The sequence below is a fragment of the Moraxella sp. TY6 genome (genome assembly GCF_048551375.1).
Lineage (GTDB): Bacteria > Pseudomonadota > Gammaproteobacteria > Pseudomonadales > Moraxellaceae > Faucicola.
Genome location: NZ_JBLYZJ010000006.1, coordinates 54,891 through 78,760, shown reverse-complemented (window position 1 = coordinate 78,760; position 23,870 = coordinate 54,891). Strand labels below are relative to the sequence as shown.

Here is a 23,870-nt window from a genome sequence, read left to right as displayed (position 1 = left end):
AAGGAAAATGCCATGTCACAGCGTGTTCAAAAGGGCAGTTTAGCCATTGATAAACAACTTTACGATTTTATCCAAAACGAAGTCATGCCTGTGGTCGGCTTAGACAGCGAAAAATACTGGCAAGATTTTGAAAAAGTTGTCAAAGACTTTACTCCACGCAACCAAGCCCTATTGGCAAAGCGTGATGAATTACAAAGCAAAATTGATGAATGGCACGGCAACAACCCTGCCAGCAATGGTGATTTTGACAAAGCCAGTTATACCGAATTTTTAAAAGAAATCGGCTATATCACACCAGAAGGCGAAGCCTTTAACATTGACACCCAAAATGTCGATGAAGAAATCGCCACCATCGCAGGGCCCCAATTGGTCGTGCCTGTGCGTAATGCTCGCTATGCGTTAAACGCCGCCAATGCACGTTGGGGTAGTTTATACGATGCCTTATACGGCACGGATGTGATTGACGGTCAGCCACAAGGCAAAGGCTACGACCCACTACGAGGGGCAGAAGTCGTCAAATATGCCAAAAATTTCCTTGATAGCCACTTTGCGTTAGTCAACGCCAGTTATAACGATGTCACAGGCTTTGCGGTGGAAAATGGTCAGTTGGTCGTCAAAACAGGCGATAGCACCACCCAATTACAAAACCTTGCCCAATTTGCAGGGTATGTTGGTGATGCTTCTAGCCCAACAGGGATTTTGTTAAAAAACAATGGCTTACACCTTGAGGTTCAAATTGACCCAACCAGTAATGTCGGTAAAGACGACCCTGCAGGCATCAAAGATGTGTTGATGGAATCTGCCGTCACTACTATTCAAGACTGTGAAGACTCCGTTGCCGCCGTGGATGCCGAAGAAAAAGTCGAAGTGTATCGCAACTGGTTTGGTTTGATGAAAGGCGACTTGGCAGAAACCTTTGACAAAAACGGCAAAACCATGACTCGCACCATGAACCCAGACCGTGAATACACCGCTCCAAATGGCGATAGCTTGACGCTACATGGTCGTTCGTTGATGTTGATTCGTAACGTGGGACATTTGATGACCAACCCTGCTATTTTGGTGGATGGTCAAGAAATTTATGAAGGTATCATGGATGCCTTGATTACCCCATTGTGTAGCTTACCAGACTTGGTTAAAAAAGACCAAAAACTTGCCAACTCTCGCACAGGCTCAATGTATATTGTCAAACCCAAAATGCACGGTGTCGAAGAAGTGCAGTTTAGCGTTGATTTATTTGGTGCGGTTGAAGGCGTGTTAAATTTACCAAAAAATACCTTGAAAGTCGGTATCATGGACGAAGAACGCCGTACCACCGTCAACCTAAAAGAATGTATCCGTGCCGCCAAAGAGCGTGTGATTTTTATTAACACAGGCTTTATGGACAGAACAGGTGACGAAATGCACACCAGTATGCAGGCAGGGGCATTCGTGCGTAAAAACGACATGAAAAACGAAGACTGGCTCAATGCCTATGAGCGTTGGAATGTCGATGTGGGCGTGGCGTGTGGCTTGCGCGGCAAAGCCCAAATCGGTAAAGGGATGTGGGCAAAACCTGACAGCATGAAAGAAATGGTAGCCACCAAATCCAATCACCCCAAAGCAGGGGCAACTTGTGCGTGGGTTCCGTCACCAACTGGAGCGACTTTGCACGCCATGCACTACCACGAAACCAACGTGATGGACGTGTTAGACGGTATCAAAAACCGTGAACCTGCCAAACTTGACGACATTTTGCACATCCCTTTGGCAAGCGATACCAACTGGACAGACGAACAAAAAACCCAAGAGTTAGAGAATAACTGTCAAGGAATTTTGGGCTATGTCGTGCGTTGGGTTGACCAAGGCGTGGGCTGTTCAAAAGTCCCAGACATCGAAAATGTCGGCTTGATGGAAGACCGTGCGACCTTGCGTATCTCAAGCCAACACGTTGCTAATTGGTTGGCTCATGGTATCGTCACTGCCGAGCAAGTCGATGACGTGCTAAAACGCATGGCAAAAATCGTGGATGAGCAAAATGCCGATGACCCTGCCTATACCCCAATGGCAAGCGGTGAAAATGCCTTTAACACCATCGCCTACAATGCTGCTCGTGACTTGATTTTCAAAGGTACAGTACAACCAAGTGGTTATACCGAGCCATTGCTCCATGAAGCACGCTTGAATTTAAAAGCCCAATCTTAATTGGGATAATCGCTAGAAATTAGCTAGCAGACAGGTATAATAGGGTGAGTTAACGTGATGTTGACTCACCTTTTTATTACCCATTCAACCCAACAAGGCAACCCCATGACCGATATCATTGTAGAACCCACCTTAGAACAACGCAAAGTCATCTACCGAGCCAGACGTGGGCTAAAAGAACTGGACTATTATTTTGACCCCTATGTGCGTGAGCATTACTTCACGGCTGACCTCCAAGAACAAGCCATCTTTGCCCAACTGGTTGAAGAAGAAGACCCAGATTTGCTGGATTGGTTTTTGCATAATCACCCTACCAAAGCGGAATATGCCCAGTTGATTGAACGGCTAAAATCGCTAAAAAATGTGGACTAATGCCTTCGATACTGCTCAAATTGCCCAAAAAAATGTGATTGCTATCGACACCACCCTAAAAATCAGCCACCTCAAAATCCTTGTATGGGGTGGGGTGATTGTATTGGTCATGTTAATGACTGGGCTGTTGCCGGTTCAGCTTAATTATCGGCTTGCCTTGATGGTACTAACTTTGGCGTGTGTGTGGCTTGCCCAATTGAGCCAATACCATCTTACAGTGGTTAGCACCTTACCCAATCGCAGAGCCAATGACATGATTGCCTACGATTTTTTGGATTGGCAATTGCAAGGGGTGGAGGGCAGTTTTATCATCCCTTATCAGCCAACCACCAATCCACAAGCCATGTTACTTCAAGCCAAACTATTGGCGATACAGGATATGGGCTGTTTATTGGTATTGACATTTGACATCATTGAACCATATCAAAAGCCACTCACCACCCACATTTGGCAAGACCAAGTGGATAATGACACATGGCGACAGCTCAAAATATTAGCCAGTCAAACAGATTAAATCGGTAAAGATTCAAGCGGTTTACCTTATTAACAAAACGTATCTATTCAGCATTGCTAAACTTGTTACAATACGGACAAGCCCAGTGAAGCTGATACTTTCAGTTCTATAAGGTCTAATCCCCCTAAATCCCCCTTTGAGAAAGCGGGACTTTGCCCTTTTATCAGATTGATATAGCGGATAAAGCCCATTCTTTTGTAAAGAGGGGGTTGGGGGAGATTCAAAACCATATTTTCATTGGAAGATTTAACATTCAGTTAATTTTAAGGAAAAAAGCATGAGTTTATTAACCAATTTAGTTACCCAAGTCGCCCAACAAGCCATCCAAAGCAAAATGGGTGGACAATCTGCACAAGCTCAAGACAGCATGGGCGGATTAGGTAATGTCCTAGGCGGTATGCTAGGTGGCGGTATGGGTGGTCAAGCATCAGGGGTCAACCTCAGCAACGGTTTTGGTCTTGATGATGTCATCGGTATGGCAGGTATGGCAATGAACGGCAACCAAGCCCAATCGCAAGGCGGTATGCTCGGTCAGGTGCTGGGTAGCGTGCTAGGTGGTGGCAACAGCATGGGCATGAATCAAGGCATGCAACAGCAACAATCAGGGTTTGGTGGTAAAGGCATGTTGATGGCGGCCTTATTGCCATTGGCATTGAGCTTTATCCAAAAAAATGGCGGTCTAAGCGGTGCATTGGGCAAAATCTCTGGTATGGGTTTTGGACAACAAGCCAATTCATGGATGAGTGCAGGTGAGCCAAACCAATCGCTAGATGCCAATGCCGTAAGTCAACTATTTGACAGCAATGAGCTACAACAAGTCGCCCAACAAGCAGGCTGTGGCACAGGCGATGTGTGTCAAGGTATGGCGGAGTTATTGCCACAAGTATTTGACCAATTGACCCCAAACGGCGACACAGGCACAGAAAGTCAAGCCAATGACGAAATCAGCCAAATTTTATCGCAATTGTCTAATTTGCGTTAATTATAAACTGAAGTTATGCAAAAAAATCTCGAATGTAGGCTGGGTAGAGCTTGCGATACCCAACAATTTCAATGGTTTATGTTGGGTGTCATTCTTCTACCCAACCTACAAATGGCATTTTTGCGTAAGTCCTATGAATATTAGTGCGTAACCTCAAAGTTATAAATATAACTAAGAAAGCCAATCATTTTACCGATTGGCTTTTTTATTGCAATTTTGTTAATGTTGACATGACTTTTTCACATAAAAAGCGTAAAGTAACAGTTAATAACAAATCGTTATTGTTTAAATAATAAAGTATAAAAAATCTTAACTTGTTGATAAATTGAAACTCTTTAACTATAACGAGGTATAAAATGACAACAACACCATCTGTACAACCGCCTTCCAGCCCACCGCCTGCCCCCAATGTGGTGGCTCAAAACGACCAAGTGACCCTTGGATTTAAGCCCATACCTAGCTTGATTGCGGTGGCGATTACCTTATTAATTTGGTTTGTGATTCCTGTGCCTGAGGGCGTAAAGCCTGAAGCATGGCATTTATTTGCGTTATTTGTCGGTACGATTACTGCCATTATTGGTAAAGCCATGCCCATTGGGGCGTTATCCATCATTGCCATCGCCTTGGTGGCGATTACAGGCGTGACCAACCCAAAACCTGCAGATGCCCTAAAAGATGCCTTATCGAGTTTTTCCAATTCACTGATTTGGTTGATTGGTATTGCCATTATTATTTCTTATGGCTTGACCAAAACAGGCTTGGGTAGTCGAATTGGTTATTATTTTATCTCATTATTTGGTAAAAAAACCTTGGGCATCGGCTATTCATTAGCGTTAGCCGAAACCGTACTTGCCCCCATTACCCCATCCAATACCGCTCGTGGTGGCGGTATTATTCACCCAATTATGAAATCCATTTCAGAATCTTTGGGTTCAAAAGGGGATAACGACCCCAGTCGCACCAAAGTTGGGCGTTATTTGGCATTGGTCAACTATAATGCCAACCCCATTACCTCAGCGATGTTTGTCACAGCGACTGCCCCTAACCCTTTGGTGGTTAAATTAGTCGCAGAAGCCACAGGCAAACAAATATCTTTGAGTTGGGGAACATGGGCGTTAGCTATGCTATTACCAGGGTTGGTGTGTTTGCTCATCATGCCCTTGGTGATTTATAAGCTTTATCCACCTGAACTCAAAGAAACCCCCAATGCCACCCAATATGCCAAAGAACGCCTTGCGGAATTGGGGGGGATGAAAAAAAGCGAAAAAATCATGTTAGGGGTGTTTGCCTTATTATTGGTACTTTGGGCAAATATTCCTGCGATGATTTTTGGTAAAGAATTTAGTATTGATGCCACTACCACGGCGTTTATTGGTTTATCTGTTCTGCTACTGTCAGGTGTGTTGACATGGGATGATGCCCTTAAACAAAAGTCTGCGTGGGATACCGTGGTTTGGTTCTCTGCCTTGATTATGATGGCGACCTTCCTTGATAAATTGGGCTTAATCAAATGGTTTGCCACCAATATCCAAACCATGATTGGTCATTTGGGTGTGGGTTGGGTCGGTGCGTGTGCGATTTTGACCTTGATTTATTTATACACCCATTATTTCTTTGCCAGTACCACCGCCCATATCACAGCGATGTTTGCTGCCTTCTATGGCGTGGGCATTGCGTTGGGTGCGCCTCCAATGCTGTATGCGTTGATTTTGGCGGCAGCAAGTAGCTTGATGATGAGCTTAACCCACTATGGTACAGGCACAGCCCCTGTGGTGTTTGGTTCTGGGTTTACCACCTTGGGTGAATGGTGGAAAACTGGCTTTATTATCAGTGTGGTCAACTTAGTCGTATGGCTAGCGGTTGGCTTGGTTTGGTGGAAAATTTTGGGCTTTTACTGATTTTTCTTTGCATCAAAAAAACCGTCATTTGAACTGCACCCCAAAAGTTATACGAAACTTTTGGGGTGTTTTTTTGTCAAAACTTTTGCATAGAAAAACTGTTAAAACGGATTACCCAATGCTTCTAAATCCACCTGTTTTCCCGTCCATAGCTCAAAACTTAACGCCCCTTGATTAATCAACATGCCTAATCCATCGGCAGTTTTGACATTTTTTGCCCTAAAAAAATCCAAAAATGCAGACGGTTTACCATACATCATGTCATAGGCAAAATCAGCCGTTAAATCCGCATTAAATGGCAAACTATCACCGCTCAACCCAATCGAAGTGGCATTAATCACCACATCAAAATTTTTTGGTAAATCAGCTAAACTTGAGAAAGTCACTTTTTTATTATCAAACAGTTTTGCCAAAGTTTCGGCTTTTTCAACAGTGCGATTAGCGATATGAAGCGATTGAATGTTGGCTTGAAGTAAGGGCAAAATCGCCCCACGAGTCGCCCCACCTGCCCCCAAAATTGCCACGTTTTTACCATCCAACACCACGCCTTTTGCCAATAAATCCGCCACCAGTCCACGCCCATCGGTATTATCGCCATACAGCTTGCCGTCTTTGATAGCTAGGGTATTAACTGCCCCTGCGAGCTTGGCATATTCGGACAATTCACCACGCTGGTTGACCAGTTCATACGCCATTTCTTTAAAGGGTACGGTAACATTCATGCCTGTGCCACCCCCTGCAAAAAACGCCTCAACTACCGCTACAAAGCTAGCTTCATCATTGGGGCAAAGTTGGCGTTGGTAGGATAGGCTGACCCCAGTTTGTTTGGCAAAGGCTTGGTGTAGCTCTGGGGATTTGCTATGGGCGATGGGGTTGCCGATGACCATGCAGTGGTAATGCGGATTTGACAGCATATCAGAGATAAAAACAGACATAAAAACTCACTCAGTGGCTAAAAGGACAGTTAAGGCAAAATTTTACTATACCATCTTTGTGGTTGATTGCAACCATTGCAAACAATCCGCCCAATTTTGTGAAAATATGATATGATTATGCCGTATTTTCCCCCAATTTTTAGACCCTGTAAGCCTCTTTTTTAAGGAAAATCTATGTACGCTGAAGAAACCACCACCACCAACCAAATTAAAGACATCATTGCCCGTGAAATCCTAGACTCACGTGGCAACCCAACCATCGAAGCAGACGTGATTCTTGCGGATGGTACGATTGGACGTGCGGCTGCACCATCTGGGGCTTCGACTGGCTCTCGTGAAGCGTTGGAATTGCGTGACGGCGACAAAGCTCGCTATCTTGGTAAAGGGGTCAAAAAAGCCGTTGCCAACGTCAATAGCGACATTCGTTCTGCCTTGGTCGATATGGATGTATCAGCCCAACAAGCAATTGATGATAAACTCATCGCCCTTGACGGCACAGAAAACAAAGAAAAACTCGGTGCAAACGCCATGCTTGCCGTGTCACTTGCTGCCGCCCGTGCTGCCGCCTTGTCACAAAAACTACCACTGCATCAATACATTGCCAATCTACGTGGACAAACCTCGCTATCCATGCCTGTGCCAATGATGAATATCCTAAACGGTGGGGCTCATGCTGATAATACCGTGGATATTCAAGAGTTTATGATTGAGCCAGTAGCGTTTGACAGCTTTGGCGAAGCCTTGCGTGCAGGTACAGAAGTATTCCACAGTCTAAAATCAGTGCTAAAAAAACAAGGTCTAAATACCGCTGTGGGTGATGAGGGTGGCTTTGCCCCAAATCTTCGCAGTAACGAAGAAGCCATCACCGTCATCATGCAAGCCATCGAGCAAGCAGGCTATAAAGCAGGCAAAGACATCTACTTAGCGTTGGACTGTGCATCAAGCGAGTTCTACAAAGACGGTCAATACATTCTTGAAGGCGAGGGCAATAAAGCCTTTACGTCACAAGGTTTTGCTGATTATCTAGGTGAGTTGGCACGTCAATATCCGATTATTTCAATCGAAGATGGTCTTGATGAAAGCGACTGGGATGGCTGGGCGTATTTGACCGAAAAATTGGGTAAAACCGTACAGCTAGTCGGTGATGACCTATTTGTGACCAATCCAAAAATTTTACAAGAAGGTATCACCAAACATATTGGTAATGCGATTTTGATTAAATTCAACCAAATTGGTACGCTATCTGAAACCCTTGATGCGATTTACCTTGCCAAAGAAAATGGCTATGCGACGGTCATCTCTCACCGTTCTGGTGAAACCGAAGACAGCACCATCGCTGACTTGGCAGTCGGTACAGCCGCAGGTCAAATCAAAACTGGCTCACTGTGCCGTTCTGACCGTGTTGCCAAGTACAACCAATTACTACGCATTGAGCAAATGGTCACCGCAAGCTACCACGGTGCGGATGAGTTTATCGGTCTTCGCAATCCAAAAGCGTAATATTTTACAAAATCATTCGCTTTGTAGGGGCGTATTGGATACGCCTAAAACTCAAAGTATTATTTGGCATTAAATCCAAAAAAAAGAGCATATTAACTATGCTCTTTTTTTATATGAATTGTGAACGAGTCATTTAATAAAATAACATTACCTATCTGTCGTTGACATTTTACTCGGTAATTCCAGCAAAAACGCAGGCTCAACTTCCAAGGCATTCGCCAGTTTATAAATATTCAATAAGGCAAGATTACGTTGTCCACGCTCAACCCCACTCAAATAGCTACGAGCCAGTCCACTTTCCAAAGCCAATCGTTCTTGTGATAATCCTTTTTGCTTACGTACTTCGACCAAACGTAAGCCAAAAATTTTTAATGGGTCAGTTTGCATGAGCTTTCCTTGATAGATAAAAACAAATGCTAACGAAAAATCACTTATAAAATAACGCTCTATAAGTACACTCTTTAAAAGTACACGCACTATAGTTGACATAAATAAAAAACAAATATATATTTCTCATTTTGGGAAACCCCTAGTGTTTTTAGGGAATTAATAGAATTAGGGATAGTGTTATCATGGTTGAGATTATCAGAAGTTTTTATATTAAATATTGTTTAATCGGTACAAAACAACTTAGAGATGTTATGGTATTAGCAGAAAGCTGTGAGCAAGCCAAACAACAGCTTGAAGAAGAATATCAGCAAGAAGGGTTGAAAGTCACCATCGTGTCGTGTATTGAATGCTAAAAAATTTTACGCCAATGTGTTGAATTTGCTACAATAGCCTCGCCTAGTATTTTGCGGTAATTAGGCGAAAATTTATCAGTTTTTAGCAATCACTCTTTTAGTAAACACCCTTGAGCCAACCCATGACCTATATTCGCCAACTTTTTATGATAATCTTTGCCATCGTTGTTCTATTGGCGTTGCAATATCAATATTGGTTTGGCACGAATGGGCGAAGTGACCTGAATCGACTTAACAAACAAATCCACGAGCAGACCTATATCAATAGTGAACAGCAAAAAGCTAACCAAGTGCTATTGGCGGATGTGCAAGACCTTAAAAGTGGGGTAGAAGCCGTGGAGGAACACGCTCGCTCAGATTTAGGGCTAATCAAACAAGGCGAAACATTCGTGCAAATGTCCACCGCACCAACGGTTTATTCCACTGAAGGCACGATTCCACCACAAATTGATAGCCAATACACTAACGCTACCCCTCAAGCCCCTATCAATCCAGAAGAGACGCATTGATGACGATTCATTGCATTGTGGTATCAGCAGGCGTGGGTAAACGCTTCGGCACGAGCAAACCCAAACAATACACCCCCATCCACGGCAAAACCGTGCTACAGCATAGCCTTTATGCGTTAAGCCAAGTGAATGATTTAACAGACTGCTATTTAGTCGTTTCAAATGAAGATGAGGTTGCCAAAACCCTTGATTTTGCGATGCCGATTCATTGGGTCATCGGTGGAGCAGAACGGATGAATTCGGTGTTTAATGGGGTGCAAACGATTTGGCAAAGTTTGGATACGCTAGCACAAAGCCAAGATTGGGTGCTGATTCACGATGCGGCTCGCCCTTGTGTGTTGCCCCAAGATATCGAGAAGTTGATACAGTCGGTGACGGATGCGGATATAGCGAGTAGTGCAGGGGGGATTTTGGCTGTACCTGTGCGAGATACGGTGAAGCAAATCATTGAACAAGATAATCAAGTGTTAGCCAAAACCACGATTGACCGTAGTCAGTTGTGGTTGGCACAGACACCGCAAATTTTTCCGCTTGCCAAGCTGTATGACTATTTAAGCCAAGCCATTGAGCAGGCTATTCCGTTTACTGATGAAGCAAGTTTGTTTGAGTATTTTGCCAATAAATTGGGGAATGAGGAATATCCGCTGTTGGTTGAGGGCAGTCATAGCAATATTAAACTGACCTTTCCAGAGGATTTGATGTTTGCGGAAGTGTTCCTAACACATCAGGGCGTTAATACGTTATGATTCAGTTTAGAGAAAAATAAAAATCAGCAAACAAAAAAGCCACTACAATGAAGTAATGGCTTTTATCATTTTACCGTCAAGTAAAAATTGGCGTCCCCACGGGGATTCGAACCCCGGTTACCGCCGTGAAAGGGCGATGTCCTAGGCCTCTAGACGATGGGGACACTAGACACTTTTAAGCAATTGCTTAATCGTGACTTCGACCGCTTTCACCGTTAATGTCGAAGTGGTGCGTATGATATAGATATTTGTTTTTTACGTCAAGTGTTTTTTGCAATATTTTTATATTTTTGCAAAAAATATTATATCGCCAGCTCAATGACAAATTAAAACCATTTTGTAGGGGCTTATTGTATAAGCCTTAAGCCCCAAAATAATTTTTCAACAGGGTTTATTTTATCAAACCACAATACAAACACATCACAAAGGCAATAATAGCGATGGCATAGAAAAATAACCGCACGCCATTGCCGACATGAATGTGCATATCATGCAAAATATAATAAAACCGATGCACGCCATGCCATAGCAAGGTAAAAATCAGCCCTACCAATACAACATAGACCAACGGATTGGCGATAAAATTATGCACATTTTGATAAAACGTGTCGGCATTACCCAAGATGCCTAACGGTAACAATAGACAAATGACCAACACCAGTGGGGCAAGGGCAAGGGCGGCGACTGTCCCACCGACCGAAAAGATACCCCAATAAATCGGCTTAAGATGTTTTTCGCTCATGGTTTAGACCTTTAATTTTTAATCTTTGTTATGAAAAATAGGCGACAATACCGCACAACGCCAATAAAATCACTGCCAATGTCGCCCAGCTACCGCCAATTAGCACGTTATTAGCGACAAATTTTTCGCCTTGTTGGATGCGTACGGCTTTTGGCATGGCTTCAAACCAAGTTTTGCTGTTAAACAATCCTGCAACAATGACAATCAGATGAAAAACTATCATCAATACATTGCTTTGTACATTGACCCAGTGTTGCCATTGGCTTGCACTGCCTGCTAGACTTGCCAAGCCCCAAAACAGATTAAGGGCTTCAAGGGCGACAGGCACGGCGGTGAGTTCTCGAAGCATATAGCGTTTAAAAAATCCATTATGCTGATACCAGTCGGCAGGCTGTGGCTTGATATAGGGCTTACGCACCTGCATACTCAGGTGATTGTCCGTTGCCAGTTGCTCATTAATGGCGGTATCAATGGCTTGGGGCATATTCGTTGGTGAAATATCGGTTTTTGTGGTTGTTGTCATATTATTTCCCCCTTTCAATGATAGTCATTTAAATTAAGAATAAAGCCGTTAGGGTTAGGTAGGGGCGTATTGCATACGCCCAAAATCTCAACGTATTATTCTTGATTTAATTCACTATATTATTTTCAATCAGTTATTATTACCAAATAGCGATTTTGCCCAATAGGGTACGGCGGCGGCTTTGGTTTGCTGAATCGCCCCTGCTGGGTCAACGTGTTTTGGGCAGACTTCGGAGCAGTAGCCGACAAAGGTGCAAGGCCAAATGCCATCGGCTTTGTTTAACACGCTAAAACGCTGGCTTGCCCCTGTGTCACGGTTATCAAGGTTGTAGCGATGAGCAAGGGCAGAAGCGGCTGGCCCTAAGAAGTTGGCGTTTAAGCCGACTTGCGGACAGGCTTGGTAGCATAGCAAGCAGTTGATACACATGGTATAAGGCTTGAATTTGGCAAGTTGGGCTGGGGTTTGTTTAAATTCTTTTTGGGGTGCGACTTGCTCTGGGATTTTGCTTGCCATCGCCCCATCTGCGTTGGCAATACTGGGATTGACCATCGCATTGATGATGTAGGGCTTGATGGATTCGAGTTTTTCGATAAATGGATTGACATCGACCACCAAGTCTTTTTCGATGGGGAGTTGGTCTAATGCCCCAATGCTGATTTTACCAAGGCTGGCGTAGTCACGGACAAAGGTCGAACACGCCAATTTAGGTACGCCATTGACCACCATGCCACACGAGCCACAGACTTCCATACGGCATGACCAACGAAAGGCGAGGTCTGGGGCAAAGCGGTCTTTGATATAAAGCAGTGCGTCAAGAATCGACATATCTTGCGTCCATTCGACCTCAAAGGGTTGCCACCATAATTCGCTGTCTTGTTCTGGACGGTAACGCAAAACTTCGATGGTGATGTTACCAAGCGTTTCGGATGTTATTTTGTTTTGCATAATATTCTCGTTTGATTATCAAAAAAGCCAATTATTTTATTTTTTCTCACCTGCTTCACCATAGGCTCGCTGTGCAGGTTGTGATTTGGTGATGGTCACAGGGGCGTAGCGGATATCGGGTGGTTGGCGGTCGTTATAATATGCCAAGCTATGGCGTAAAAAGTCGCTGTCATTGCGTTCGGTGTAGTCAAGGCGTTGGTGTGAGCCACGAGATTCGGTGCGAGCGTCCGCACTATAAATCATCGCTTCTGCGACATCGAGCAAAAAGCCAAGCTCAATCACGGTCAGCCAGTCGGTGTTAAATACAAGGCTTTTATCAGTGACTTTGACGTTTTGATAACGGGCTTTGAGGTCGGCAATTTTGCGTTTGGCTTGCTCACAATCGTCATGGCTACGATAAATACCGATATGGGTTTCCATTAACAGCCCCAAATCATGACGAATCAAGGCAGGATTTTCTTGCCCCTCGGTTTGGGTTAATAAGCGTAAAAATGGGGCAAAGCCCAGTTGAGCCAGTTGCATGAGTTGGTTTTTATCGGCAAAGGCTTGTTGACTGGCGTGTGCAAGGGCGTTTTCGCCTGCCACTTTACCAAACACCGATAGCTCTGCCAGTGAGTTTGAACCCAGTCGGTTTGCCCCATGCAAGCCCACAGACGCACATTCACCGATGGCAAATAGCCCTGCCAATGGGGTTTGGCAACGGATATCGGTTTTGATACCGCCCATCGTGTAGTGAGCGGTTGGACGTACAGGAATGGGGGCGGTCACAGGGTCAACGCCGACAAATTTTTTGGACAATGAGCGAATAAATGGTAAGCGTTCATTGATATAGGCTTCGCCCAAATGACGTAAATCCAAATTAACCACCGCCCCTCGAGCGGTTTCGATGGTGCGACCTTTTTTCCATTCGTGATAAAAGGCTTGCGATAAACGGTCACGAGGCCCCAGTTCCATGTATTTGTTTTTGGGTTCACCGAGTGGGGTTTCAGGCCCTAGCCCATAATCTTGTAAATAGCGATAGCCGTCTTTATTGGTCAAAATCCCACCTTCGCCACGACAGGCTTCGGTCATCAAAATCCCAGAGCCGGGTAAGCCTGTGGGGTGATATTGCACAAATTCCATGTCTTGCAATGGCAAGCCGTGACGATACGCCAACGCCATACCATCGCCTGTGACGATACCGCCATTGGTGTTGTACTGGAACACACGCCCTGCACCACCTGTGGCGATAATCACGCTTTTGGCAGCGATGGCACGCACCACGCCATTTTGCATATCAAATACCAATACGCCTTTTAACTCATAATTTTCCACCAATAAATCCAACGCAAAATGCTCATCGAAGCGTTTGATACTCGGATATTGTAGGGAAGTTTGAAAAAGGGTATGCAGAATGTGAAAGCCTGTTTTGTCGGCAGCAAACCAAGTGCGAGGGATTTTCATGCCCCCAAATCGGCGGACATTGGCACGACCATCCGGTAGGCGTGACCACGGACAGCCCCAATGCTCAAGCTGAATCATCTCTTCGGTAGCGTGTTCGACAAAATACTGCACAACATCTTGGTCGCACAGCCAGTCGCCACCTGATACAGTGTCATTAAAGTGATTGTCAAGGCTGTCATCATCACGCACCACACCAGCAGCACCGCCTTCAGCAGCGACCGTATGGCTACGCATGGGATAGACTTTGGAAATAAGGGCAATCGAGGCTTGTGGGTCATTGCGAGCGATTTCGATAGCGGCACGCAAACCTGCCCCACCTGCACCGATAATCGCCACATCGGCTTGGGCGTATTCAATGATAGGATTCATAAGTTGTTGTTCTCGTTGCTAAAAATATTGTTATGATGGGTTTTGATATGCGTTAAATCGTTATTTTTTTATAAACATTATTGTCATTGTGGATTATTTTAACACGATTTGACCGAAAAAGTTAGGGCAATCATTAGGCGAATAAGGGCTTGCAATTTTGCACTATTTACCAAAAGGGATTTACGTTAAGATAGCAGGATTGATTAAAAATAAGGAAAATTTATGAAAATCGCCATTAGCAACGATATTGAATACGCTCTTGAGTGCAAATACAAATTAATCGACCTTGAATCCACCGACTTTACCAATATTGCCAGTATCGTGGTGACAATGGCGGATTTGCCACGTGTTTATCAAGAAATCGAGGATTTGGGATTTAACATTCCGATTTTTGTCGCCCTGCCGTATGGCGATGTCGTGCCAGATGAGTGGCTACCCAATGTGTATGGCGTGCTTGAGCTTGCCGATGACCAAAAGTTTTATAACGGACAATTGGTCAATGCCGCCGCCAGTGATTATATCGACACGCTTGACCCACCGTTTTTCCAAGCCTTGATGGATTATACTGATTATGGCAATGCTGCCTTTGACTGTCCGGGGCATCAAGGCGGGCAGTTTTTCCGTAAGCATCCGTCTGGCAGACGTTTTTATTTGTACTTTGGTGAAACTTTATTCCGTGCCGATTCGTGTAATGCCGATGTGCGATTGGGCGATTTGCTCATCCATGAAGGCCCTGCGTTCGAGGCACAAGCCCACGCCGCTAAAGTGTTTAATGCGGATAAGACTTACTTCGTGCTAAATGGTACATCATCCTCCAATAAAATCGCCATTGGGGCATTATTGGCACATGGCGACTTGGTATTGTTTGACCGTAATAACCATAAATCAGTATATCAAGGGGCATTGACGATGGCAGGGGCGACCCCTGTGTATCTCGAAACCGACCGCAATGCGTATGGTTTGATTGGGGGAATTCCTGCCCATTGCTTTGATGAAGCCGAAATCCGTCAGCGTATTGCCGAAGTCGCCCCACAAAAAGCCGATAACGAGCGTCCATTTCGCCTAGCCGTGATTCAGCTTGGCACGTATGACGGCACGATTTATAACGCTCGCCAAGTAGTCGATAGAATTGGGCATTTGTGTGATTATATCTTGTTTGACAGTGCGTGGGTCGGCTATGAGCAGTTTATTCCGATGATGCGTGACTGCTCGCCTTTACTGCTTGAACTTAACGAAAATGACCCCGGAATTTTGGTCACTCAGTCTGTGCATAAACAACAAGCAGGGTTTTCGCAAGCCTCGCAAATTCACAAAAAAGACAACCATATCAGCGGTCAAGCTCGCTATGTCAATCATAAACGCTTTAACAATGCCTTTATGATGCACGTTTCGACTTCGCCATTTTATCCGCTATTTGCCTCGCTAGATGTCAATGCTAAAATGCACGAAGGCAAGGCAGGGCAACGGATGTGGCATGAATGTGTGGTCGGTGGTATTGAGGCTCGTAAAATGCTGCTTGATACCTGTACCATGATTTTGCCGTTTGTACCGCCCAAAATTGATGGCAAAAATTGGCAAGATTACGACACTGAAACGATCGCCAATGATATTCGTTTTTTCCGTTTTGAGGCAGGGGCAAGGTGGCACGATTTTGAGCATTATGCGGACGACCAATATTTTATCGACCCTTGTAAATTGCTATTAACCACGCCCGGTATTGACATGGAAACAGGTGAGTATGAAGAAACTGGTATTCCTGCTTCGATACTGGCTCATTATCTGCGTGAAAGCTCGGTGATTCCAGAAAAGGCGGATTTAAACTCGATTTTATTTTTGCTGACCCCTGCTGAAACTTTGGCAAAATTTCAGCATTTGGTCGCTCGCATTGTACGCTTTGAAAAGCATATTCGTGAAAATAGCCCAGTTAGCCAAGTATTGCCGACTCTTGCCAAAGCCTATCCGCAATATCGCAAGCTATCTATCAATGAATTGTGTCAAAGAATGCACAATTTTTATGCGAAAAATCAACTCAATAAACTGCAAAAACAAATGTTTGAGCGAGAACATCGCCCCAAAGTCGCCATGAGTGCTTTTGATGCTCATAATGCCTTTATTCGCAATGACATTGAACTTGTACCACTGCGTCAAATTCAAGGGCGTGTGGCGATGGAAGGGGCGTTGCCGTATCCACCGGGGGTATATTGTATCGTTCCGGGTGAAGTGTGGGATGGGGCGGTGCTGGAGTATTTCTTGGCACTCGAAGAGGGCGTGAATATCTTGCAGGGCTTTGAGCCAGAAGTGCAGGGGGTGTATTGGGAATACGATGATAAAGGACGTAAATTGGCTTATGCGTATGTATTAAAAAAATAAATCGTGAAATTTATGGGTTTAAGGTTCAGCGATAAAACCATCGGTTTTATCGCTTTTTGGTTTATTTATGACCAATAAAAGTCTAAATATGATACGGATTTAACCAGTTATGATGATTGATTTCAACGAATTGTCATTATTTGCTGTTTAAATATAGTCGTTTAAACTAGAAATAAGACTTTAAATTTTGGGCGTATTGCATACGCCCAAAATTTAAAGTCTTATTTTTGATTTAATTCACTGTAGTAGTAACAGGGCATTTAGTCATAAATATTTGATAATAACAACGTACCATTCAAAACAATCAAAACCATACCTATAAGGACTCGCACATGAGTATTTTCGATTTAACAGGCAAAAAAGGGCTTATCATCGGCATCGCCAACGACCAATCTATCGCTTACGGCTGTGCCAAAGCCATTGTCGCTCAAGGGGCGGAAGTGGCTGTCACCTACCTCAATGAAAAAACCAAAACCTACACCCAACCCTTAGTCGATGAGCTAAAGTGCCAAATTTTTGAACCTTGTGACGTGCGAGAAGAAGGGCATTTGGAAAACGTTTTTCACAAGCTCGAACAAGCTTGGGGCAAAGTCGACTTTGTGTTACATTCCATCGCTTTTGCTCCCAAAGAAGACCTACACGCTCGTGTGGTGGACTGTACAGCGGACGGCTTTAACCAAGCCATGACCATCTCAAGCCATTCATTTATCAAAACTGCCAAACTTGCCGAACCCTTGATGAAAGACGGTGGTTGCTTGCTAACCGTGACATTTTATGGCTCTGAGCGAGTCGTTGACCACTACAATATGATGGGGCCTGTCAAAGCCGCATTAGAAAGTAGCGTGCGTTATTTGGCGGCAGAATTGGGCAAAAAAGACATTCGTGTGCATGCGATTTCCCCTGGAGCAATTATCACACGTGCTGCCTCAGGCATTGACCGCTTTGACGAGCTACTACAGCGAGCAGCCGAGCAAGCACCGATTCATCATCATGTGCATGCCAGTGATGTGGGCGGATTGGCGGCATTTTTGGTCAGTGATGCGGCGAGCAAAATCACAGGCACGGTGATTCCTGTTGATGGTGGACAGCATATCATGGCGTGATAAACGGCTAACGAAACGATAAGCCTGCAAGATTCGGTTACTAAAAACACCTACAAATAATAGGGGGCGTTACATTATAATGCCCAAAATTTATTAAGATAAACTTAAAAATTTTAAAAACTATTTTTTTAGGATAGTCGTATCCTATTCATAAGGCTTGATTATGTTAGCAAAAAAATTAACTGGCGAGTTCCTCGGTACAATGTGGCTGGTGTTCGGTGGCTGTGGTAGTGCGGTCTTGGCTGCCAACTTTGGTGGTGATGGCAACCCATTAGGAATTGGCTTTTTGGGCGTGGCGTTGGCGTTCGGTTTGACCGTATTGACAGGGGCTTATACCTTCGGTCATATCTCTGGCGGTCACTTTAACCCTGCGGTCAGCATCGGTCTTGCGATGGGTAATCGCTTCCCCAAAAACGAACTTGCCCCATATATCGTGGCTCAAGTGTTGGGCGGTATCTTTGGTGCATTGATTTTATACATCATCGCATCAGGCACAGGGACATTCAGCATCGACCCAACCTCAGCAGGGGCATTTGCCACCAATGGTTTTGGTGATTTTTCCCCAGGTAAATACAGCATGATGTCAGCGTTTGTCACCGAAGTGGTGTTGACGGCGATTTTCTTGATTATCATTATGGGTTCTACCCATAAAAACGCCCCAGCAGGTTTTGCACCGATTGCGATTGGTCTAGGCTTGACCTTGATTCACCTCATCAGCATTCCTGTGACCAATACCTCAGTGAACCCTGCTCGCTCAACAGCGGTTGCCGTGTTCGTTGGCGGTCAGTCATTGAGCCAGTTGTGGTTGTTTTGGGTAGCCCCAATCATTGGCGGTGCGATTGGTGGTGCATTGTACGGCTGGCTAGGTGCTGACCGTCCAAATATTACTGGGCATGGCGAATAATCTTTAAAGTTTTTTTTAACTTTTATCAAGCCCCCTTTTTGGCAACAAGAAGGGGTTTTTATTTGCCTCTAAAAAATTAATTAAATGATAATGATTATAATTTACATTCTCATAAAAATATTGGATAATGGCAACAAATTTTTACTGGAGGATTGAGTTTATGACAATGAAAGACTTTCGGATTTGGATGCGAATTGGACATCGCTATATTGGGTTTTTTATGGCAGGGATTATGCTAGTGTATGCCTTGAGCGGTGTGATTTTGGTATTTCGAGATACCGATTTGTTAAAATCAGAAAAGACCATCATCACCAAAGTCGCCCCACAATTGGATGAGAAAAAACTGGCGAAAGAGTTACATTTAAAATTCATTGAATTTGGTAAACGTGAAGGGGATACGGCATTTTTTAGAGATGGACAATATAACACGGTGACTGGTGAAACGGTTTATACGGTCAAAAAATTGCCAATGGTACTTGAGAAAATGAATGATTTTCACAAAGCACCATCCAAAGGTAGTATGGGTGGATTAAATATCGTATTTGGGGTCGCTCTATTGTTTTTTGTATTGTCGAGTTTCTTTTTATTTGCCCCAAGTTCCAAGATTTTTAAACGTGGATTGGCATTTGTTGGGGTAGGGGCGATTTTGTCAGTGGTTTTATTAATGCTTTAAAATCATAAATTTAGCGAAACATGATTTCATTTTCGCTATAAAAAATCGGAACGGTAATGTCAAAAGGCTCTTTATTGGGTGGTTTGGCTTGCCATTTTGCCTTATCAATCAAATATAAATGCTCATTTTCATGGGCAAAAAAATAATCGTCCCATGCCTCACCATAATCACAGTTTGAGCCAATCGTTTCTGCTTCAAGGCAAAATTTGATATAAGCATTGAGTAACGTTTCTAATTCTGCATTAGGCAATGGTTGGCGTTGAAAATTGCCTATTGTACTTGGAAAATCGTAAACCGTTTGGGTGTAATCACCGACTTTATAACCGTTTAAAAAAATCTCAAATTGTTTCATATTTTTATCTTAACTTTGCAATAAAAAGTTTTTTAGCAAGCGTTTCGCCCCTTCCGTAGCAAAGGATTCTGGGTGATACTGCACGCCTTGAATTGGATAGACTTTATGGCGAATCCCCATGATTTCATCCCCTGCAAGACTGGCTTCACGCAGGGTTTTATCTTGATTCTGCTCACTCGATACAATACTGGTGACTTCAAGACGGTCAGGTAAACTTTCCGCTTCCACCATCAATGAATGATACCGCATGATGTCCATATTTTGTGGTAAGCCTTGATATACGCCTTGTTCATCATGGCGAATCGGTGAGGTTTTGCCGTGCATGGGGATTTTGGCTCGTACGACTTTGCCCCCAAAAAAGTGAGCAATTCCCTGCATACCAAGGCACACGCCCAGTAACGGTGTGGTTTTACCCATTTCGGTAATGACTTGTCCGCACACACCAAAATAGGCTTCATCGTCTGGCGACCCCGGACCGGGGGAGATGATAATGCGGTCTGGGTTCATGGCTTTGACTTGGTCTAAGGTGATTTCGTTGTTGCGTTTGACAATAACGCTAAATGGCTGAATCTGTTCAGATAAAATTTCGCCAACATATTGGTAAAGGTTAAAGGTAAAGCTGTCGTAATTGTCGATGATTAATACGTTCATGGTAAAGGTATGTCCAATTAGTAAAAAGGGTTCAGCAGTTGTACAGGCGTATCGCTAAAATGTTTAATGTTGCGAGTGACTAACGTCAAATCATAGACCAATGCCGTTGCACCGATTTGTTTATCAATGGGGTTTTGATTATTTTTACCCATGAGGGTTGCCCATACTTTGGCACATTCTTGGTTAAAATCTAAAATATTTGGTTGATAGGTATCCAAAAAAAGATGTATCCATTGTTCATAGCGTTTGGCTTGCTCAATGTCATTACGTTGGTACAGTTTTTCAACACCTGCCAATAATTCGCCTTGTGTAATCGCACTAATAAAAAAGGTCTTTTTACTTTCTTGGAGTTTTTCAAAAAACTTTATTACGCCTGCATTAGGTGGTCGTTTTTTGAGTTCACTAATCACATTGGTATCTAGCAGAAACATATTTTGTGCAAGTTTAAACGGTTTACTCTCGACAGGTAAAATCACAATGTTTCCCCAAAATCTAAATCATCCACGTCAATTTCCCTTGCTTCATCGTTACGCTCAAATAAATCATCATGTCCTTCAATAGCTGGCATCGCTAATAAATGCTGTAAAAAACTTGGTGTGTTATCAATCGCTTGTTGTAAGTTTGGAATAGTTAATTGGGGTTCGGTTAAGACTTCTTGGACTTTAAGCGGTGAGGCTGTATTTGCTGTAGGATTGAAATTTACCCAACGATTGGCAAATTCTATCCAAAAATCAAGCACTTGCTCGTGATAGACCTCAACACTCATGTTCTGTTGGACGGCAAGGGCATTTAACTTTTGTAAAATTTGCGGTGAAATATGGTTTAAATTGGCTTGTATCATGCTTGTTCCCCTTGATTATTTTTAACATAGGTGTATTTTAGCAGAAGTTTCAATGAGGTAAAAATCTACAATATTTTAATCCATAAAATTACTCAACACGACTTTCATCGCTGACAATTTCCGCACGATTTCCTCATACTCATCCTCAGCATTCGAGTCATACACATTCCCACCACAAGTCTGAGCATACGCCTGTTCACCTTTCATAAACAACGACCGAATCGGAATCGCAAAAATACAATCGCCATTAAACGAAAACTGCCCCAACGCCCCACCATACGCCCCACGCCCATCGGGTTCTAGCTCATTGATAATCTTAATCGCCTCAATCTTAGGCGCACCCGACAACGTCCCCGCAGGAAAATTACTGGCAAGGGCAGTAAACATATCATGCTTGGGGTCAAGAATCCCCACGATTTCGCTCGAAATATGCTGAACGTGCGAAAACCGCTTAATATCCATGAGATTTCGCACCTTGACCGTGCCGAACTGTGCCACACGCCCAATGTCATTGCGGTGCAAATCCACCAACATATTATGCTCGGCAATTTCTTTGGGGTCATTCAATAACGCCCTTGCCAATTGACGGTCTTGTGCCTCGTCCTTGCCACGTTTGGCTGTGCCTGCTAATGGAAAGGTTTCCATCTCGCCATTTCGCAGACGGAACAGCAACTCTGGCGATGCACCGATGATTTTCTGCTCACCAAATTTGACAAAATACATATGCGGTGACGGATTGACCTCACGCAGTTTGGCATAAATCGGCAAGCTATCGCCTGTGATGTGATAATGCGATTTAAAGCCCACTTCACATTGAAAAATCAGCCCTGCTTTGATGTCTTCTTTGACCTTTGCCACCGTGCTGGCGTGTTGGGCTTTGTTCATGCCATCGCCCAAAAATGCGACCGTTGGACGTTCATAATTGGGCGTTGGCGTGTCCAATAACGCCTTAATCTCGTCCATGCGGTTGCTTTGTTCAGGGGTATCATAATAAAAATAAAAAATTTCCCCAGTCATTTTGTCAAAACTTAAACCGTCTAAATATACGCCAAATTTAAACGGCTCAAACAGCTCGCTACTTTGCACGGTAAGGCTTGGCTCAAAAAAGTTAATGCTGTCAAAGCCCATAAAGCCCACCAAACCGCCTGTGTGATTGCGAGCGATGACGTGCTGTGGCGTGATGTCACGGAGTAGGTGATAAGGGTTATCACAAGGGTAGTTGAGCGTTTCGCCTGTGTGATTGTCGGTAATGGCTAAAGTATGGTGGTCACGAGCAAAAATGGTCTTGGCAGGGGCAAAACCAATGGCATGGTGGCGTGAGATATGGCTGTCTTCGCCCAACGATTCGAGCAAAAAACAAGTGTCGTATTTGGCTTCGATACGCTTGAATAACTCAAAAAAATCAATGTCTTGGGCGAGTTTTATAAGATTGGGTTTGCTAGGGATTTGCAGTTTGTTTGGGGATAAATGATTCATAAAAAATCGCTTGTTTCAGTGTTCTAGTATGTTGAAATATACTATTTATTGTAGCGGTATTTATGTATTTTAGCAATTTTTTTTGTGAAGGTTTGGTGAAAATAAGCCAAAAAAATAGCATGGCGTGAATCCATGCTATTGGGAATTTGATTCACGATACCTTGCCAGTCACAGAGGCGGTCGCAGTGGTTGTGCCTTCGGTTGACCCCATCCATTTTTTCTCAATATCAGTGAGTTTTCCTTGCTGTTTGAGTTTGGTTAGACCATCGTTGATTTTGCTTTGTAGCTCGGTGTTGCCTTGTTTCATCAAAATCACAGTTTGGGTACTAGGCTCATTAGCAGATTCTAAAGGTGTGACTTTAAGCTGATATTCTGGGTGATTTTTGACCATATAAGTCCATACAGGTTGGTCATAAATCGCCACATCTGCTTCTTTACGAGCGATTTTTTGTAATAATAAATAGGGCGTGGTTTCTTGCAGGACGGTGGCATTTTTGGCACTTTGAGCAATTTTTAGTGATTTACCACCATCGACAGCGGCAATTTTTAGGCCCACTAAATCATTAACCGATTGGATGTTATTTTTTGGGGTATAAACTGCAGACGTGGGGTTGTAAAAATACGATTGTGATAGGGCGTATTTTTGGTTACGTTCATCACTGTATGAAATGCCGGATACCGCTAAGTCGCTTTTGCCTGTTTCAACCTGTTGAAACATACCGTTCCAGCTTTGGGTTTGGAAGGTGACATCAAAGCCTTCCAACTCACCAATTTGCTTAATTATATCAATATCAATACCTTGTGGCTTGCCCTTTTCATCCATAAAAGCAAAGGGTGGGGTATTCCCTGTGATAGCGACCTTTAGCGTTGATGAGCCAGATGTGGGTTGGCTAGCCGTGTTTGAGGCTTGTTTTGAATGCTCATTTTTTGGTGCTTCGGTTTGGTTTTGAGGCTGGCTACAACTGGTAACAAGCATGGTCAAGCCAATGGCGATAGGTAATCTAAGATGTGCAGAAAATTTCATGTGATTACCCTTGACTTTGAAATAATAAGTGACGAAAAAATGGTGGCAAATTATAGCAATTTTAAATACTT

The 23,870-nt window shown here is 43.7% G+C and carries 25 protein-coding genes and 1 tRNA gene; 13 read left to right on the top strand and 13 right to left on the bottom strand.

The features are described 5' to 3' along the window. Positions 1–12 precede the first annotated feature (12 nt). From ACK1U4_RS06090 to ACK1U4_RS06070, 5 genes are all read left to right on the top strand, one after another. Positions 13–2,184: a malate synthase G gene (locus ACK1U4_RS06090; RefSeq protein WP_419400726.1), complete on the top strand. Its 2,172-nt coding sequence runs from the start codon at positions 13–15 to the stop codon at positions 2,182–2,184. 114 nt (positions 2,185–2,298) lie between these two features. Further along, positions 2,299–2,556, top strand: a complete 258-nt coding sequence (locus ACK1U4_RS06085; RefSeq protein WP_419400803.1) for a succinate dehydrogenase assembly factor 2 — start codon at positions 2,299–2,301, stop codon at positions 2,554–2,556. Next, positions 2,546–3,070 (top strand): hypothetical protein, encoded by a 525-nt coding sequence (locus tag ACK1U4_RS06080; RefSeq protein WP_419400725.1) that lies wholly within the window; start codon positions 2,546–2,548, stop codon positions 3,068–3,070. The genes ACK1U4_RS06085 and ACK1U4_RS06080 overlap by 11 nt, the downstream gene beginning before the upstream one ends. A gap of 277 nt (positions 3,071–3,347) precedes the next feature. Beyond that, on the top strand, positions 3,348–4,052 hold the full coding sequence (locus tag ACK1U4_RS06075; protein WP_419400724.1) for a YidB family protein: 705 nt from the start codon (positions 3,348–3,350) through the stop codon (positions 4,050–4,052). 356 nt (positions 4,053–4,408) lie between these two features. Next, positions 4,409–5,950 (top strand): anion permease, encoded by a 1,542-nt coding sequence (locus ACK1U4_RS06070; RefSeq protein WP_419400723.1) that lies wholly within the window; start codon positions 4,409–4,411, stop codon positions 5,948–5,950. Between the two features lie 101 nt (positions 5,951–6,051). Here the strand turns inward: ACK1U4_RS06070 and aroE are convergent, their stop codons facing one another. Further along, on the bottom strand, positions 6,052–6,885 hold the full coding sequence (gene aroE, locus ACK1U4_RS06065; RefSeq protein ID WP_419400722.1) for a shikimate dehydrogenase: 834 nt from the start codon (positions 6,883–6,885) through the stop codon (positions 6,052–6,054). A gap of 174 nt (positions 6,886–7,059) precedes the next feature. Between aroE and eno the strand changes: the two genes are divergently transcribed. Continuing rightward, the gene (eno, locus tag ACK1U4_RS06060; protein WP_419400721.1) at positions 7,060–8,385 is read left to right on the top strand and encodes a phosphopyruvate hydratase; all 1,326 of its coding nucleotides are present in this window, start codon (positions 7,060–7,062) and stop codon (positions 8,383–8,385) included. A 147-nt stretch (positions 8,386–8,532) separates the two neighbouring features. Here the strand turns inward: eno and ACK1U4_RS06055 are convergent, their stop codons facing one another. Then, complete coding sequence (locus tag ACK1U4_RS06055) at positions 8,533–8,772, bottom strand: helix-turn-helix domain-containing protein (protein ID WP_419400720.1); 240 nt, start codon at positions 8,770–8,772, stop codon at positions 8,533–8,535. Positions 8,773–8,957: 185 nt separating this feature from the next. Here ACK1U4_RS06055 and ACK1U4_RS06050 point away from each other — a divergent pair, with 185 nt between their 5' ends. From ACK1U4_RS06050 to ispD, 3 genes are all read left to right on the top strand, one after another. After that, a complete protein-coding gene (locus tag ACK1U4_RS06050) occupies positions 8,958–9,128 on the top strand; it encodes a hypothetical protein (RefSeq protein WP_419400719.1) in 171 nt (56 codons plus the stop codon). Positions 9,129–9,250: 122 nt separating this feature from the next. Next, positions 9,251–9,637 carry a septum formation initiator family protein gene (locus tag ACK1U4_RS06045; RefSeq protein ID WP_419400802.1) on the top strand — a complete coding sequence of 129 codons (387 nt, stop codon included), beginning with the start codon at positions 9,251–9,253 and terminating at the stop codon, positions 9,635–9,637. After that, positions 9,637–10,383 carry a 2-C-methyl-D-erythritol 4-phosphate cytidylyltransferase gene (gene ispD, locus ACK1U4_RS06040; protein WP_419400718.1) on the top strand — a complete coding sequence of 249 codons (747 nt, stop codon included), beginning with the start codon at positions 9,637–9,639 and terminating at the stop codon, positions 10,381–10,383. Before ACK1U4_RS06045 ends, ispD begins: the two co-directional genes overlap by 1 nt. 88 nt (positions 10,384–10,471) lie before the next feature. Here the strand turns inward: ispD and ACK1U4_RS06035 are convergent. The 5 genes from ACK1U4_RS06035 to frdA all read right to left on the bottom strand — a co-directional run bounded on the left by ACK1U4_RS06035 (position 10,472) and on the right by frdA (position 14,405). Next, positions 10,472–10,547, bottom strand: a tRNA-Glu gene (locus tag ACK1U4_RS06035). A gap of 227 nt (positions 10,548–10,774) precedes the next feature. After that, the gene (gene frdD / locus ACK1U4_RS06030; protein ID WP_419400717.1) at positions 10,775–11,125 is read right to left on the bottom strand and encodes a fumarate reductase subunit FrdD; all 351 of its coding nucleotides are present in this window, start codon (positions 11,123–11,125) and stop codon (positions 10,775–10,777) included. A gap of 28 nt (positions 11,126–11,153) precedes the next feature. Next, positions 11,154–11,648: a fumarate reductase subunit C gene (locus ACK1U4_RS06025; RefSeq protein ID WP_419400716.1), complete on the bottom strand. Its 495-nt coding sequence runs from the start codon at positions 11,646–11,648 to the stop codon at positions 11,154–11,156. Positions 11,649–11,777: 129 nt separating this feature from the next. Further along, a complete protein-coding gene (locus tag ACK1U4_RS06020; RefSeq protein WP_419400715.1) occupies positions 11,778–12,593 on the bottom strand; it encodes a succinate dehydrogenase/fumarate reductase iron-sulfur subunit in 816 nt (271 codons plus the stop codon). Positions 12,594–12,629: 36 nt separating this feature from the next. Next, complete coding sequence (frdA, locus tag ACK1U4_RS06015; RefSeq protein WP_419400714.1) at positions 12,630–14,405, bottom strand: fumarate reductase (quinol) flavoprotein subunit; 1,776 nt, start codon at positions 14,403–14,405, stop codon at positions 12,630–12,632. Between the two features lie 222 nt (positions 14,406–14,627). Between frdA and ACK1U4_RS06010 the strand changes: the two genes are divergently transcribed. The 4 genes from ACK1U4_RS06010 (at position 14,628) to ACK1U4_RS05995 (ending at position 19,455) form a co-directional block, all read left to right on the top strand. Next, positions 14,628–16,775, top strand: a complete 2,148-nt coding sequence (locus tag ACK1U4_RS06010; protein ID WP_419400713.1) for an ornithine decarboxylase — start codon at positions 14,628–14,630, stop codon at positions 16,773–16,775. Between the two features lie 332 nt (positions 16,776–17,107). Beyond that, positions 17,108–17,878, top strand: coding sequence for an enoyl-ACP reductase FabI (gene fabI, locus ACK1U4_RS06005; protein WP_419400712.1), 771 nt, complete (start codon positions 17,108–17,110; stop codon positions 17,876–17,878). A gap of 163 nt (positions 17,879–18,041) precedes the next feature. Continuing rightward, positions 18,042–18,782: an aquaporin Z gene (aqpZ, locus tag ACK1U4_RS06000; RefSeq protein ID WP_419400711.1), complete on the top strand. Its 741-nt coding sequence runs from the start codon at positions 18,042–18,044 to the stop codon at positions 18,780–18,782. Between the two features lie 160 nt (positions 18,783–18,942). Continuing rightward, a complete protein-coding gene (locus tag ACK1U4_RS05995) occupies positions 18,943–19,455 on the top strand; it encodes a PepSY-associated TM helix domain-containing protein (RefSeq protein ID WP_419400710.1) in 513 nt (170 codons plus the stop codon). Between the two features lie 10 nt (positions 19,456–19,465). Here the strand turns inward: ACK1U4_RS05995 and ACK1U4_RS05990 are convergent, their stop codons facing one another. The 6 genes from ACK1U4_RS05990 to ACK1U4_RS05965 form a co-directional block, all read right to left on the bottom strand. Beyond that, on the bottom strand, positions 19,466–19,807 hold the full coding sequence (locus tag ACK1U4_RS05990) for a hypothetical protein (protein WP_419400709.1): 342 nt from the start codon (positions 19,805–19,807) through the stop codon (positions 19,466–19,468). A gap of 9 nt (positions 19,808–19,816) precedes the next feature. Continuing rightward, complete coding sequence (locus ACK1U4_RS05985) at positions 19,817–20,458, bottom strand: anthranilate synthase component II (protein ID WP_419400708.1); 642 nt, start codon at positions 20,456–20,458, stop codon at positions 19,817–19,819. Positions 20,459–20,475: 17 nt separating this feature from the next. Continuing rightward, complete coding sequence (locus ACK1U4_RS05980) at positions 20,476–20,934, bottom strand: type II toxin-antitoxin system VapC family toxin (RefSeq protein WP_419400707.1); 459 nt, start codon at positions 20,932–20,934, stop codon at positions 20,476–20,478. Next, a complete protein-coding gene (locus ACK1U4_RS05975) occupies positions 20,931–21,299 on the bottom strand; it encodes a hypothetical protein (RefSeq protein WP_419400706.1) in 369 nt (122 codons plus the stop codon). The genes ACK1U4_RS05980 and ACK1U4_RS05975 overlap by 4 nt, the downstream gene beginning before the upstream one ends. Before the next feature lie 75 nt (positions 21,300–21,374). Then, the gene (locus ACK1U4_RS05970) at positions 21,375–22,775 is read right to left on the bottom strand and encodes an anthranilate synthase component I family protein (RefSeq protein ID WP_419400705.1); all 1,401 of its coding nucleotides are present in this window, start codon (positions 22,773–22,775) and stop codon (positions 21,375–21,377) included. A gap of 151 nt (positions 22,776–22,926) precedes the next feature. Next, on the bottom strand, positions 22,927–23,799 hold the full coding sequence (locus tag ACK1U4_RS05965) for a substrate-binding periplasmic protein (RefSeq protein ID WP_419400704.1): 873 nt from the start codon (positions 23,797–23,799) through the stop codon (positions 22,927–22,929). Between the last annotated feature and the right edge of the window lie 71 nt (positions 23,800–23,870).

Bases quoted from the DNA above. Each gene is read 5' to 3' on its own strand.
- ACK1U4_RS06090 (WP_419400726.1), top strand. From the start codon at position 13: ATGTCACAGCGTGTTCAAAAGGGCAGTTTAGCCATTGATAAACAACTT.
- ACK1U4_RS06080 (WP_419400725.1), top strand. From the start codon at position 2,546: ATGTGGACTAATGCCTTCGATACTGCTCAAATTGCCCAAAAAAATGTG.
- ACK1U4_RS06075 (WP_419400724.1), top strand. From the start codon at position 3,348: ATGAGTTTATTAACCAATTTAGTTACCCAAGTCGCCCAACAAGCCATC.
- ACK1U4_RS06070 (WP_419400723.1), top strand. From the start codon at position 4,409: ATGACAACAACACCATCTGTACAACCGCCTTCCAGCCCACCGCCTGCC.
- aroE (WP_419400722.1), bottom strand. From the start codon at position 6,885: ATGTCTGTTTTTATCTCTGATATGCTGTCAAATCCGCATTACCACTGC.
- eno (WP_419400721.1), top strand. From the start codon at position 7,060: ATGTACGCTGAAGAAACCACCACCACCAACCAAATTAAAGACATCATT.
- ACK1U4_RS06055 (WP_419400720.1), bottom strand. From the start codon at position 8,772: ATGCAAACTGACCCATTAAAAATTTTTGGCTTACGTTTGGTCGAAGTA.
- ACK1U4_RS06050 (WP_419400719.1), top strand. From the start codon at position 8,958: ATGGTTGAGATTATCAGAAGTTTTTATATTAAATATTGTTTAATCGGT.
- ACK1U4_RS06045 (WP_419400802.1), top strand. From the start codon at position 9,251: ATGACCTATATTCGCCAACTTTTTATGATAATCTTTGCCATCGTTGTT.
- ispD (WP_419400718.1), top strand. From the start codon at position 9,637: ATGACGATTCATTGCATTGTGGTATCAGCAGGCGTGGGTAAACGCTTC.
- frdD (WP_419400717.1), bottom strand. From the start codon at position 11,125: ATGAGCGAAAAACATCTTAAGCCGATTTATTGGGGTATCTTTTCGGTC.
- ACK1U4_RS06025 (WP_419400716.1), bottom strand. From the start codon at position 11,648: ATGACAACAACCACAAAAACCGATATTTCACCAACGAATATGCCCCAA.
- ACK1U4_RS06020 (WP_419400715.1), bottom strand. From the start codon at position 12,593: ATGCAAAACAAAATAACATCCGAAACGCTTGGTAACATCACCATCGAA.
- frdA (WP_419400714.1), bottom strand. From the start codon at position 14,405: ATGAATCCTATCATTGAATACGCCCAAGCCGATGTGGCGATTATCGGT.
- ACK1U4_RS06010 (WP_419400713.1), top strand. From the start codon at position 14,628: ATGAAAATCGCCATTAGCAACGATATTGAATACGCTCTTGAGTGCAAA.
- fabI (WP_419400712.1), top strand. From the start codon at position 17,108: ATGAGTATTTTCGATTTAACAGGCAAAAAAGGGCTTATCATCGGCATC.
- aqpZ (WP_419400711.1), top strand. From the start codon at position 18,042: ATGTTAGCAAAAAAATTAACTGGCGAGTTCCTCGGTACAATGTGGCTG.
- ACK1U4_RS05995 (WP_419400710.1), top strand. From the start codon at position 18,943: ATGACAATGAAAGACTTTCGGATTTGGATGCGAATTGGACATCGCTAT.
- ACK1U4_RS05990 (WP_419400709.1), bottom strand. From the start codon at position 19,807: ATGAAACAATTTGAGATTTTTTTAAACGGTTATAAAGTCGGTGATTAC.
- ACK1U4_RS05985 (WP_419400708.1), bottom strand. From the start codon at position 20,458: ATGAACGTATTAATCATCGACAATTACGACAGCTTTACCTTTAACCTT.
- ACK1U4_RS05975 (WP_419400706.1), bottom strand. From the start codon at position 21,299: ATGATACAAGCCAATTTAAACCATATTTCACCGCAAATTTTACAAAAG.
- ACK1U4_RS05970 (WP_419400705.1), bottom strand. From the start codon at position 22,775: ATGAATCATTTATCCCCAAACAAACTGCAAATCCCTAGCAAACCCAAT.
- ACK1U4_RS05965 (WP_419400704.1), bottom strand. From the start codon at position 23,799: ATGAAATTTTCTGCACATCTTAGATTACCTATCGCCATTGGCTTGACC.